The following is a 12,521-nucleotide window of genomic DNA, read 5'->3' on the forward strand; positions in this document are numbered from 1 at the left end:
TGTATATACAATGAGAATTAAAGTTTCTATTGGTCCTATTAAATAGCATTTTGCCACTTCTAGATTCAATCCTAATCAAAATAGTGAGTAATTATGATCCCTTCTTATGAAAATTTTAAAGATTTTAAAGATGCTGGTGAAAAAATTTTAGAGTATTTACATAATCACTTAGGCTTTGCTTTATGGATGATTACTCGTACTGAAAGTAATGATTGGATAGTTTTGCAAGCTAAAGATCATGGATATGGAGTACAGGCAGGACAGGTCTTCAATTGGGCTGACTCATACTGCTCTAAGATGGTATTAGATAAAGGGCCACGCATAGCACCTGATTCGAAAAAGATTCCACTGTATGTAGAAGCAGGCATCAACAAACTGGTCGATATAAACGCCTATATTGGGCAACCTTTATTCAATGAGGATGGTTCTATTTTCGGCACATTATGTGCTATTGATCCATCAGTACAGCCTCAAAGCATAGAACAACATAGTGATCTATTAGAGCTATTAAGTTTATTACTTAGTCGAATTTTACAAAATGAACTTAAAATTAATGAACAAAAAAGAGTTAGTGAAAAGCTTGAAATGGATTCATTAACCGATCATTTAACGGGTGTTTTTAATCGTCGTGCTTGGGATACATTTTTGGATTTAGAGGAAGATCGATGTAAAACGTACGGACATCCAACCACAGTGATTATGATAGATTTAAATGACTTAAAAGCTATAAACGATAAATTTGGTCATTCGGCTGGAGACCAGATGATCCAAAAAACGGCCCAAATCTTAAAGAAAAATGTACGCTCCAATGATTTAGTCGCGCGTTTAGGAGGAGATGAGTTTGGCATTCTAAATATTGAAACGACTTTAGAAAATACTCAGAAATTGGTGAATCGGCTTTTAAAGTCCTTACAAAATGCTGGAATTAATGCTGCTCTTGGTGTTGCGGCACGTGAACCAAGTAAAAATTTACGAATGGCAGTAATTGAAGCAGATGAAAAAATGTATCAGCATAAACGTCAAATTAAAGTCATCATTTGATGATTCCATAGAACAGGATGTTTGAGGATCTAAAACAATAATCGTAAGTCAGACACTTGGATTGTGAAGCTAGACAGGAGTCTTGCTTGAGCAGTAAGCTCATTTGAAGTTTTTCTAAAATTAACATAATGGTTGTTATACGAAGTCGACTTGTAATGCAATTTGCATTACAGTACTCTTAGCACATTAAATAACTGGGAGATATGATGGCTACTGTTAACTTCAGGGTCGATGAAGCCCTTAAAGAAAAATCCTATTCCATCCTTAAAGAACAAGGTATTGCACCTACAGATTTCTTTACTAGTATTCTTGAATATGTTGCTACGACTGGGAAACTACCTGTCAAAAAAGCTCTGCTTTCAGAAGAAGATGAAGAATTATTAGCTCTTGTCCGTAAGCGCATTAATGACCCTAAAGAGATGTTTGAGGAAGTCACATTAGATGACTTATAAGCTTTTACGTCACAAAGACTTTAAAGCAGAATGGGAAAAACTCCCTGTTGCTATACGAGATCAATTTAAGAAGAAACTAGCCAAAGTCATAGAGCAGCCACATATTCCAAAGAATATGCTTAGAGGGGATCTTGCAGGTTGCTATAAAATTAAATTATTAAAAGCTGGTGTCAGACTTGTCTATCAAGTTAAAGATGATCAGGTAGTTATCTTGCTCATCACAGTCGGGAAACGAGCTGATAGCATAGTTTATGACGAAGCTAAAAAGCGCATTAAAGACTAAAAATGGGAGCTTATAGCTCCCATTTTTTTTTTTACTTCGCATAACGTGCATTATGTTAATTTTAGAGAAAGTTTAAAATTAGGCAATAATTTATAAGAATCATCTCTGTACACGACAAATTTCACAGAACCCTTATCCTATCAGGGTTCTGCCTTCTTAAAATTGCCAAAATTTCCTTAAACTCTTCTTTTTTCCCAAAACCAATTAAACGCTGAATCGCCATTTGAACATAGTCTAAACCATAGCGAAATAAACTCATTGAGAGTCGTCCATGCTTCTTTATTTTTATCGCTTTTTTTTGATCATGTTGCCATTCACCCGTTAAGTAACACCAACAGAAGCTTATAGCTAACACCGCAATCAATTTTTTCACTCGTCTAGGGTCTGTCAAGCGCGTATTTTCAAGATTAAACCCGCGTCCTTTGAGACAACTGAATAAGGTTTCAATTTCCCAGCGTAATGCATAATCCTGAATAGCATTGGCATTAAACTGAGGAGAAACGACGAGTAAAAGCTCTCCATTTTCTAACTGTAGTGCACTTATATATAGTTTCACCCGACCAACCAAAATCCGTCGTTTACGACATTCAATTTGACCAACTTTAAGATGGCGAAATAAATCACTAATTTTATGATTCTTTCCTAAATGATTGGTGACAATGAAGTTTTTTTAACACGAATGCAGAAGTTGATGTCTTGTTCAATTAACCATGTAAACCACTGCTCACCGATAAACTCTCTGTCTGCGAACACATTCACAATACGGTCTTTACCAAAAATGGCTATAAAGCGTTGAATCAAAGCAATGCGCTCTTTCGTATCTGAATTTCCACGTTTATTAAGCAATGTCCAAAGGATAGGTATCGCTATTCCACGATAAACGATTGCGAGCATCAGGATATTAATATTTCGTTTTCCCCATTTCCAATTGGTTCTATCTAAAGTCAGTTGCACTTGGTCGAATGAAAACATATTGAAAATCAACTGAGAAATTTGACGATAATCAAAATACTGACCTGCAAAGAAGCGCTGCATACGTCGATAAAATGATTGTGGTAAGCACTTGATGGGCAAGGCTTTAGATGCAGAAGAAAGATTACATGTTTGCTTTAAAATAATCACAAGCATGATGAGCGCAAAGCACTTTAAATGTGACTTGTTCCATTTTAGAGATTTGTTTAAGATAAGATATAACTCATTGAGATGTATCATAGTATTCGTCGTTAGAAAACAATTATTGTGACATTATTTCAATGAGTTATCTATTTTTGTCGTGTACAGAGAAATAATAAACATAATTATTTTCATGATTTGAGCGATCAATCACAGCTAAAAGATGCAGTTCACAGATATAGTTACCTATCTAAAGATCAAACAAAGACAGAGATAAATGCTTTAAAAGGTATTCGATTAACGCAATCAAAAATACCTAAAGCTAGCAAAACTAAACAAGGACAAAAGATTAGAAAAATTAAGTTAAATCATAATTAGTACTTATTACATTCTGCTTTAGGTTTAGTAATACTAATTACTTTAGTAATATCAGAATAAAAATTTATTTCACTTGCTATTTCAGGAATAATTAACTCTATATTTTTTACCATTACAGTAGCAGTACCTACATAGCTACAGTTATTATTAATTTTCTTTGGCATCAGTTTAATTATATTATTTACAACAATAGGATCTTTTATATTATCAACTATGCTAGACCAATTTGTAAGATCCTGAAATGAGCTTTCTTTCTTTGAATAATTTATATATAAAACAGGTTCATCATAAGTATCAAGCCCGTAATTGTATTTTACGGTTACAGGCTTTAAAGCTTGGTATTTTTTTATAGTAGCAGGTGGAAAACTTGGATCAGGCTTAGCCATTTTTATACTTAAAAGCTTAAATGATTCAGCTTGGGTGCTTAAAGAAATTGCAAATATTAATGGAATAGCAGTTAATATCTTATATAGTTTCATTATTTGTTTCCAAAATTATTTATTAATACTTTACACATAAAGGCTTTAATTAATACTTTTCAACTATATCTACTTTTATCTTATACAAACATATTTCTGTACTGCTTAAAAAACCTTTTGCTAGGCTCTCATTGAGGCATAGGTATTATTAAGAGTGAGTAGTATAATTCCTAATAGTATTTTTAAGCTTTTGAGTTTAAAGGAAATTACTATATTACCTATTTTCATTCAATAGAATTATTAGTTTTTACTACTCTATAAACGGTAGCAATACCACATCCTATGGCTTTAGCTATTTCTTCTTTTGTTAATCCTTTTTCATTTAATGCTTTAATTCGCTCATGTTTAGCAGTATCAGCTTTCTTTCCTGTAGGCTTGTATCCACTTCTTTCCAAACCCTGCTTAATACGTTCTCTACGTTTGTCATTATCTAGTCGAGCCATAGTAGCCAATAGGTCTATAAGCATGTTGTTTACTAAGTGAAGAATAGAGCTTGTAATTGTATCGGTTGAACTAATAAGCATGTGTGTAGTTGGTAGATCAGAAACAACTAGCTTCAAACCTTTTTCTTTTATACGCCCTTTCAATATATCAAAATCAGCTTGAGAGAGCCTAGATAAACGATCTACGCTTTCAACTAGCAATATATCGCCGTTCTTCGATTCATCTAATAACTGATTTAAAATAGGTCTATCTAGCTTTGTGCCTGATTCATTCTCAATATATTCCTTAACATCACCTTTACTGGCTTTAGCAAACGCTCTTAAATCATCTAATGCTCGGCGAATTCAAACATGAGGTGCGACAGTTTGAAAAGTCTTATGATAATCAACAAGCTGAGCAAATTTCTCTAATGGTGTAAGCCAATCTAACGCTTTTCTAGGACGAGTATTCAGTGACATGGCAACTTGATTTAAATAATGCTGATCTGCCTGATTTAAATCAATCCCTTTAGGTAAATATTGCCTAATTAAACCATTCATATTTTCGCATGTGCCTTTTTGCCAGGGTGAATGTGGGTCACAGAAATATACATCTATGCCTAAATCTTCTTCAAGTATTTTATGTTCTGCCATCTCGCGTCCACGGTCATAGGTCAACGTTTTACGCAGTTCTGCAGGTAAATATTTCAGAGCTTCAGTTAAAGCCTTGCGCACTGATTCTGCCTTTGCATCAGGTAATGTTGCCAAGATACAGAGCCGTGTATTTCGTTCAATAAGTGTTGCTATCGAACTTTTATTGTCTTTACCTTTAATTAAATCAGCTTCCCAATGACCCGGTATTTTTCTTTCTTGAACTTCGGCTGGGCGCTCATGAATAGTTTTAATATCCTGTAATATAGAATCTTTTTTAGGTTCACCGTTAGCTTTTCGCTTTTTATTTTCATGACGCAGACAGGATAATAAGTCTTTTTTCAACTCACCCTTTGGTAATGCTCGTATCGTTGAATAAATCGTTGTATGGCTTACATTCATTGTTTGATCCAAATCAGGAAATGTCTTTAAACGCTTTGCTATTTGCTGAGGAGACCATAAACAACGGATCGCTTCAACAATAAATTTCCAGAGGATTGAATCGATTTTGAGTTTTCTGTGACCGCGTCTACGTCTAGCGAAGGTGTTATCAGAAGCATATTGAGCTTGATAAACGTCATTGATGCTATTTCTTTTAAGCTCACGATAGATCGTACTCGGATGTCTTTTAATGAGTTCAGCAAATTTTCTTGGTGAAAAGCCTTCTTTTCTTGACTCAAGCATTAATGCAGTACGATCTTCAAAGTTAAGATGATGGTATGACAATTTTATATACTCCATAAACCCTTTAAATTAATTAGGTGGTTTATGTCGCACTTCAAGTTTTACTCTGCCCTCTTTCTGCATCTTGATCTTTAGTACTGGCACGTACATAAATTCTAGTTGTCATTTCTCATTTAATCTTATTTATTTAAGTATTATGATAATACTATCATTAGATTAAAATATATAGTCTAATGATAAAATATTTATCATTTAATTTTATTATCTTTTACCTATAGTCTATTGATAGATTATTACTGTAATGCTCTTAATTTACCTATAGCAATTGGATGTCCTTGATTAGCAGCTTTGCGATACCATTTTTTAGCTTGATTTATATCTTTAGGAACACCCCTACCGAAAAAATAGTAATCCCCGAGGCTATGTTGAGAACCTGAATGTCCTTGATTAGCAGCTTTGCGATACCATTTTGCTGATGCTGTATAATCGTTTAATGGACTAGATCCATAAAAAAGTCCGAGGTTAAACTGAGACATCATATGTCCTTGATCGGCTGCCTTTTGATGCCAATACATCGACAGATTTAAATCTCTTGGTACACTAGAACCTGTAAAATATGCATATCTAAGAAGGTACTGTGATTGAGAAACTCCTTGATCAGCCTCCTCCATTAATGACTTAATTCTTTCAGGTGGTACTTGTTGAAAGTTAGCAAAAACATTCATTCCAAATAAAGATGAACAAACAAAGATAGTACTAATTAAAACGTTCCTAAAAACCATCTTCTTATATTTCCTATTTATTTCTCAAAATTTCAAAATTATAGTCTAATTATAAGTAACTTACGTTGATAAATTCCATCTTATTAATATAAAATACATCTTTAAATTAAATCTAAATTATTGTTTATGAAAGTAAAATTAAATATAATCGTTGCTATGTCTGCGATTAGTCTTTTCCTTATATTTGGTTTTATTAAACCGCATTTTTCAGCTAATAGTACTTCATATTTATTTGGAGCTATTGAAAAAAAACCAAATGTAAAAAGCCTATTGAAACAAATGTTTAAAGAACAAATGGAAAATACAGAAAAAGACATGCTTTATATGCCATTTGGAAGAGAATTACTTAATCATGAGGTTGACCCTTCAACAGTAGCGATTAATAGTCAGTATGATGCTGATATTGCTAATGAAAAAATATCTTATTGGCCTTATTCAACAGTAGAAAAGGTAATCGATAATATGAAAGATTTAGGTTGTGAATCGGATGTAATTAGAGATAATCTTGGATATGAATGTAAACTTTTAATAGATGATTTAGCTGGGACAGGGCTTTATGAACCTATGATTATTCATCGTACCAAACGTTATTATTTTTCTATTTTAGTTAAAGACGGAAAGTATATTCCTTTGAAGCTTGAACATACTGAGGAATTTTGGAATAAATAAACATTCTGCATAATCCATAATAAATTAGAACTTTGTATGTGAATAAAGACTCCAAAAACAAGCATTTCCCATGCTTATTGGGGAGTAGATTATCACTTATAGGCATGGTCTAAAATCCTAGACCCACATCAGAATAGTGAAAATCAACAAAAATCCTGACATTCTGTCGGGATTTTTTCTGTCTTGAATTTGATGTGAATTTCGCATAAGAGATTTTATGTTAAATAGATATCAACTTCCACACCTTCATTCGACCGCAACAATATTGGGGGGGGGGAGTTTAAGTGTTTACAAAGTTTTATTTACAGGCTCAATTTTAATGCTTCCATTTTTCTTTTTCTAAGTAATCTTGAGAAAATTTTATTTCATTTTCATAAGCTTGCTGGTCTACTGGCTTTGGTAGCAGGATATGTGGTGGAATACCAATATTGTCAATTTCTTGTCCTGTATGACGATGAACATAAGTAGTTGCATAGGATAAGTATAATTTCTTAGATGGAGTTTGAACTTCTCTTAAATTAGATGCATCTAATGCTCCATAGGTGTTTCTACCTATTGTCACAACTTTTGGATTCTGTTTTACAGATTTGATAAATTCCTCTCCGGAACTAGCACTGTCTTCATCAGTGAGAACCACAACTTTTATAGGGTTCGCTAATACATCTATTTTATCTATTTTTTCTGAAACTAATGACGTATCACCTTGTACATAGACCCAATCATTTTTTTTATGTTCCATTCTCTTTATTATTTCCGCTAAGTATTCTTTTGTTTTTATATCTGAGATAATCTTTTCAAGATTTTTATATGTTTGAATGTTTGCATCAGAAGTATAAATTTTTGGCATTTCGATCCAATATTCTGCCTCACCAAGCAATCGAAATAATATTTCTGCTGAATCATCTTGCCCGCCTGAGTTTTTGCGTACATCAAGAATTAAATATCTTGCATTTAAAATATTATCCTGATTGTTATCAATTATTTTATCTAGCTGAAATTTTATCGATGGTTCAAAGGAGGGGATAAAAATATAAGAAGTTAAATCTGATAATTTTTTAGTTGTAACAAAATCATCTTGTTGAGATATTGAGCTTTTCTGAAAAAAGCTTGCTATAGATTTATTATCTAAACCAATATGTCCTTTACGGATAGCTTTTAAAAAAGGTTTTATTATGTCTTCACAATTTTTAATATTTTTTACTTTAATTGTTTCTTTTTTCTGAGTATCTAAAATTGTTTGAATATTTTTAGGATATGTTACCCAACTCTTTCCTTTTATTCCTGCATCATTTTCCAATAAAAAATTAGCAGTAAAATTGATATCCTGCAAACATTCTGCACTAGTCATAGGTTCTAAATTATTGGCTGCGTGGGCAGCTTGACTCAGTATGAAAAGACTAATAAAAATTGCACATAAAAATTTTATAGTAAAACTTTTAAACATTAATATTAATTTTTGTATAAGCATATTTTCTGATATGTGCTGAATTAGCATAATACTTTCACTCGGGAGGATATAACTCCCTTTTTTATCTATGATTTTTACGTTCATTGAGCATTGCTTCACGTAGAATTTTGTTCATACGTGTTTGATAGCCTTTACCTTGTGATTTCAACCATGCGAGTACATCAGCATCTAGACGAACTGAAGTCTGTTGCTTCACTGGACGATAAAATTGCCCATGACGAACTGCATTACTCCAGTCGGTGATTTCGGGAATATCAGATAGGTCTAATTGATCATCAGGCACAGCTCCCTGAGCAAGCAAGCGTTTAATTTCAGCATCTTGCTTGTCACTGGAGTTTTCATTCAGCTCTTCGCGTGTATATCTAACCATGCTCATATTGATTTCGCTCCGCTTTGGTTACTTGTCTTGCACTAATGATTCGTATGATTTCACAGTCATCTTCATCAAAGATGGTATGAGCAACTAATAACATCAGTACGCCTTTAACTTTACCAATGGTTTGCCAACGCTCTTCCCCATTGGTATGTCTGTCTTGGATTGAGATCCTCAGAGGATCTTCAAATACAAGGCTGGCAGTTTCAAAAGAGATATCATGCTTTTTCTGATTCTTTCGATTCTTAGCCTCATCCCATTCAAAATACTGTTCCATAAAAAACATTCAAATTTGTATATACAATAATGTATCACAAAATTGTATCACTCAAGCTAAATAGAGTTTTTTTTGGTCAATTTTATTGGCTGAAAGTGACAAATCTGTTCAATAAAAAGCCGACTTGTTTCCTAGTCGGCTTTTTGCTGTTTTTTAGATCGGTTAAAAATTTTTAACTATATGAAAAACAATAATATTTTAAAGTTGGTTTCGTATAAGCTCTATTATGTTAAATGAAGTAAAATTCTATGGATTTTAATATCCATAGAAATCTTTTAGTATTCATTTTTAAAATGAAATTTCCCATTATGAAAAAACCAATAATTTTCTCGATATTATTACTAACTTGTTCCTTTTCATACGCGGATGACAATGAACAATGTGATGGAATTGCATATGCAGCAGACACATTGATGACTTTTCATCAAATGGGTTCAGACGTAGAAAAAGCTAAAAGTATTTATAGCAATCTCTTCAAAGAGGAAGGTGAAATTTTTAATCAGATAGTAGATGAAGTAAAGAAATCACCTGTCTATGCCAAAGAGGAAGAAGCAGAGAAAGCTGTAGAAGACTTTAAAAATAAATGGAAAAACTATTGTATAGAAAACAATATAAAGTAATTCGTAATTGAATTGATGATCTTCATAGTGATTCTAAAGATTTTCTAAAATCAATATAATACACGTTATACGAAGTCAAAAATGGGAGCCTTAACTTAAGCTCCCATTTCTAATTATTTTTTTCAAATTAGACTTGGATGGGCATCTAAAATACGAATTAATGTGGCTGCTGGCCCAGTTGGATAGCGTCGGCCTTGCTCCCAATTTTGAAGGGTACGTGGACTAATATGTAGACGTGCAGCAAACTCACTTTGACTTAAACCGGTCTTTTCACGTACTTCTTTAATATCAGGCAATTCAAGCTCTGTAATTCGACTTGCCTTGATCTCTTTACGCTTAATTGCTCCTGCTTCTTTAATCGAAGCAACTAAGTCATCAAATAAGTTGTTATCCATGAAATTGCTCCTTCACGAGTTGGCGCAGAATGGCGGTTTCTTTATCCGTTAAATTATCTTTTACAGATTTTGGATAAGCCACTAAGAAAAAGATTTGATCATCCTCATTTACCCAATAGTAAATTACTCTAATGCCGCCACTTTTACCTTTGTTACCTTGAGCACAACGTACTTTTCGAATGCCGCCGCCATTCTTGATTAAGTCACCTTTATCCGGCTGAACCAATAGATCTTGTTGAAGTTGACGATATTCCTCATCAGATACAAGGTCTTTAATTTGCTTGGTAAAGATGCTGGTTTCAATGAATAACATAGACTCTTTATACGTCAATGGCGTATATGCATTTTAGCAGTTTCGATATCAAAAAACGAGAGCTATCACTTTGTGTTATTCCCAAGTAGAAATGTCCTACTTTGTGTTATTCACCAATTAAAATGTCTATGCGATAAACCATTTAAAATGTCCTGTTTTTAACCACAAGAGTCAAGCACAGGATTTAACTTTCTTTGTTCAATAACAGCTTTCTGAGCTTTACGACTCGGCATACTTTTCTTGAGACGGGAACGTTTATTCTGTTTTTCCAACTCTTCATGCTGTTGCTGAATATGTGCCAGAACTGTACCTAACCGTTTATTCTCAACGATCTCATTCTGCTGTAGCCCAGCTAATTTATTGAAAATGCTGTAGTTGAGCTTTCGTCCCTCGTGCATGAGGGCCACAGTGCCATCTGGGTACTCCAGAAATGAAATATATTGCCCAACAAGCTTATGATTCAGCTCTGTCGGTTCAAGCAGATAAATACATTTGTCATAGGTCAGGGTCAGATTCTTGGTGACCTTACGCGGTTCCTGCCAGGTAAAAATATCATCCAGTTCAAGATGAGATTCGGTTAATGGCCGATGTAAATTCTTTGAGTTTCGCGCACACTTGGCAAACTTCTGATTGAAATGCTCAATAAAGCAGGGCAGCCAGGCATTTGCCTCGGCAATTGAACAGATACCTTCTAGGCGCATTTCCTTGATCAGGCGATCCTGGAGTGTTCTATTGGCACGTTCCACACGGCCTTTGGCCTGGGGTGAGTTGGCGAAGATAATATCAATATTTAACTCATTCAGAATCCGCCCAAATTGCGTGATCTGGCTGTCCTGGCTCGATTTCTGGTTCACTCGGAAGACCGAATGTTTATCGCTATAAAAGGCCAGAGGCTTACCGTATTGTTCAATGTAGGCTCGGGTTGAAAGCATATAGTCGAAGGTCGTTTCCGCCTCACAGAAGCGCAGATGCAACAGCTTTCCAGTGGCATCATCGATATAAACCAGCAAGCAGCACTTAGCAGCGCGTCCTTCGAACCAGTCATGATATGAGCCATCAATCTGGATTAGCTCACCGAAGCAATCCCGGTTATAACGTGGCTGATATGGACGTTTAAGGCGCTTGGATCGTGGAATCCAGAGGTCATTTGCAGTCATCCAGCGCCGAAGCGTTTCTACCGGGATATTCAGGTCAAACATGCTGCTGAGCTTCTCATGGGCCAAGGTAGGTCCAAATCCCAGCAGATGTTCAGAAATAATGGAAAGACATTTTGATTTTAATAAATCATCATGGCGACGATGGCCAGGTTGACTACGACTGGCATGCGCCATACCTGAAACACCATCTTGATTGAGCTTCTGTAATAACCGGGTAATTTGACGGGTTGAAAGATTAAGGATTTCAGCAGCACGGACTTGTGTAATACGATGATCTCGAACGTCTTGCAGAACAGCAAGACGTTGAATTTCTTTGTCAGACATAGTGATCAGCATCTATATTTCATATCCAGTCCATGATGTTTAAGCCATCATAAACTAGACATTTTTATTGGTGAGAATATAGACACTTTAAATGGGTTCTAACACTTTGGTTTCGTATAACAGCCATTATGTTAAATAGAATCAAAAAACCTCCAATAAAATCGTTATAGTATTATTATTTATTGAGTAGATAAGAGAATTAAATTAGTGAAATACTCAAATGAAAAAATAGTAAAAGCTCTCTTACTTTCTCCTTTACCACTACTTTTTTTCACAGCAGTCCTGTTTATCGTAATGAATCAGGAATACAGCCTATACTCGATTTTAGTGGTTCTTGTAGGGCACGGTCTTGTCTACTTGGCTTATTGTATTTTGACTGTACCTTTCAGCTTCATATTCTCAATTCTTTTAAATCGTTATAACAGTCTTAATTTATTAACTATCTGTATTGCCTCTATAATTATTGCTACTCCATTTTTTATTCTTTTTGGATGGAGTCACACAGGAGAAATTTCGAAAGAGTGGTGGAAGATGTATACAGATACATGGACTATCTTTATGGCTCTATTTCCTGGCTTATGTTATTGGCTATTTCTGATTAACCTAAAAGATAAGAAATCAAAGAATATTGAATAAACCA

The 12,521-nt window shown here is 34.3% G+C and carries 17 protein-coding genes; 6 read left to right on the forward strand and 11 right to left on the reverse strand.

From position 1 onward, the window contains the following. The first annotated feature begins 93 nt into the window (after positions 1–93). The 3 genes from AC4MDD_RS18105 to AC4MDD_RS18115 all read left to right on the forward strand — a co-directional run bounded on the left by AC4MDD_RS18105 (position 94) and on the right by AC4MDD_RS18115 (position 1,776). Positions 94–1,041: a sensor domain-containing diguanylate cyclase gene (locus AC4MDD_RS18105; protein ID WP_126034964.1), complete on the forward strand. Its 948-nt coding sequence runs from the start codon at positions 94–96 to the stop codon at positions 1,039–1,041. A 206-nt stretch (positions 1,042–1,247) separates the two neighbouring features. Continuing rightward, positions 1,248–1,493: a type II toxin-antitoxin system RelB/DinJ family antitoxin gene (locus AC4MDD_RS18110; protein ID WP_000246756.1), complete on the forward strand. Its 246-nt coding sequence runs from the start codon at positions 1,248–1,250 to the stop codon at positions 1,491–1,493. Next, positions 1,483–1,776, forward strand: coding sequence for a type II toxin-antitoxin system RelE family toxin (locus AC4MDD_RS18115; protein ID WP_119686978.1), 294 nt, complete (start codon positions 1,483–1,485; stop codon positions 1,774–1,776). The genes AC4MDD_RS18110 and AC4MDD_RS18115 overlap by 11 nt, the downstream gene beginning before the upstream one ends. A gap of 121 nt (positions 1,777–1,897) precedes the next feature. Here the strand turns inward: AC4MDD_RS18115 and AC4MDD_RS18120 are convergent. The 5 genes from AC4MDD_RS18120 to AC4MDD_RS18140 form a co-directional block, all read right to left on the reverse strand. Then, a protein-coding gene (locus AC4MDD_RS18120; RefSeq protein ID WP_100607965.1) for an IS4-like element ISAba1 family transposase occupies positions 1,898–2,988 on the reverse strand; the annotation gives its coding sequence in 2 pieces (ribosomal slippage) (positions 1,898–2,448 and positions 2,448–2,988; 1,092 coding nt in all). Between the two features lie 275 nt (positions 2,989–3,263). Then, entirely contained in the window at positions 3,264–3,746 is a 483-nt protein-coding gene (locus AC4MDD_RS18125) for a hypothetical protein (RefSeq protein WP_419371744.1), read from the reverse strand. Between the two features lie 224 nt (positions 3,747–3,970). After that, entirely contained in the window at positions 3,971–4,534 is a 564-nt protein-coding gene (locus AC4MDD_RS18130; RefSeq protein ID WP_491882648.1) for a recombinase family protein, read from the reverse strand. Continuing rightward, positions 4,535–5,560, reverse strand: a complete 1,026-nt coding sequence (locus AC4MDD_RS18135) for an IS30-like element ISAba125 family transposase (protein WP_171479084.1) — start codon at positions 5,558–5,560, stop codon at positions 4,535–4,537. A 236-nt stretch (positions 5,561–5,796) separates the two neighbouring features. Beyond that, positions 5,797–6,285, reverse strand: coding sequence for a tetratricopeptide repeat protein (locus AC4MDD_RS18140; protein WP_491882643.1), 489 nt, complete (start codon positions 6,283–6,285; stop codon positions 5,797–5,799). 126 nt (positions 6,286–6,411) lie between these two features. Between AC4MDD_RS18140 and AC4MDD_RS18145 the strand changes: the two genes are divergently transcribed. Continuing rightward, entirely contained in the window at positions 6,412–6,954 is a 543-nt protein-coding gene (locus AC4MDD_RS18145; RefSeq protein ID WP_419371741.1) for a hypothetical protein, read from the forward strand. A gap of 316 nt (positions 6,955–7,270) precedes the next feature. Here the strand turns inward: AC4MDD_RS18145 and AC4MDD_RS18150 are convergent, their stop codons facing one another. The 3 genes from AC4MDD_RS18150 to AC4MDD_RS18160 are packed head-to-tail and all read right to left on the reverse strand — an operon-like array spanning position 7,271 to position 9,072. Beyond that, positions 7,271–8,506 carry a S41 family peptidase gene (locus tag AC4MDD_RS18150; protein ID WP_491882644.1) on the reverse strand — a complete coding sequence of 412 codons (1,236 nt, stop codon included), beginning with the start codon at positions 8,504–8,506 and terminating at the stop codon, positions 7,271–7,273. Then, positions 8,484–8,798, reverse strand: a complete 315-nt coding sequence (locus AC4MDD_RS18155; RefSeq protein WP_279698997.1) for a BrnA antitoxin family protein — start codon at positions 8,796–8,798, stop codon at positions 8,484–8,486. Before AC4MDD_RS18155 ends, AC4MDD_RS18150 begins: the two co-directional genes overlap by 23 nt. Continuing rightward, a complete protein-coding gene (locus tag AC4MDD_RS18160) occupies positions 8,785–9,072 on the reverse strand; it encodes a BrnT family toxin (RefSeq protein WP_005155676.1) in 288 nt (95 codons plus the stop codon). The genes AC4MDD_RS18155 and AC4MDD_RS18160 overlap by 14 nt, the downstream gene beginning before the upstream one ends. A gap of 308 nt (positions 9,073–9,380) precedes the next feature. Here AC4MDD_RS18160 and AC4MDD_RS18165 point away from each other — a divergent pair, with 308 nt between their 5' ends. Continuing rightward, on the forward strand, positions 9,381–9,692 hold the full coding sequence (locus tag AC4MDD_RS18165; protein WP_151768967.1) for a 3-hydroxybutyryl-CoA dehydrogenase: 312 nt from the start codon (positions 9,381–9,383) through the stop codon (positions 9,690–9,692). A 122-nt stretch (positions 9,693–9,814) separates the two neighbouring features. Here the strand turns inward: AC4MDD_RS18165 and nadS are convergent, their stop codons facing one another. From nadS to AC4MDD_RS18180, 3 genes are all read right to left on the reverse strand, one after another. Then, the gene (nadS, locus tag AC4MDD_RS18170; RefSeq protein WP_078426702.1) at positions 9,815–10,087 is read right to left on the reverse strand and encodes a NadS family protein; all 273 of its coding nucleotides are present in this window, start codon (positions 10,085–10,087) and stop codon (positions 9,815–9,817) included. Then, the gene (locus AC4MDD_RS18175; protein ID WP_002126330.1) at positions 10,080–10,400 is read right to left on the reverse strand and encodes a type II toxin-antitoxin system RelE/ParE family toxin; all 321 of its coding nucleotides are present in this window, start codon (positions 10,398–10,400) and stop codon (positions 10,080–10,082) included. The genes nadS and AC4MDD_RS18175 overlap by 8 nt, the downstream gene beginning before the upstream one ends. Positions 10,401–10,558: 158 nt before the next feature. Continuing rightward, the gene (locus tag AC4MDD_RS18180; RefSeq protein WP_491882639.1) at positions 10,559–11,893 is read right to left on the reverse strand and encodes an ISNCY family transposase; all 1,335 of its coding nucleotides are present in this window, start codon (positions 11,891–11,893) and stop codon (positions 10,559–10,561) included. Positions 11,894–12,088: 195 nt separating this feature from the next. Between AC4MDD_RS18180 and AC4MDD_RS18185 the strand changes: the two genes are divergently transcribed. Continuing rightward, entirely contained in the window at positions 12,089–12,517 is a 429-nt protein-coding gene (locus AC4MDD_RS18185; protein ID WP_000877730.1) for a hypothetical protein, read from the forward strand. The last annotated feature ends 4 nt before the right edge of the window (positions 12,518–12,521 follow it).

It is taken from the genome of Acinetobacter sp. CAU_H_29a_1 (assembly GCF_058599505.1).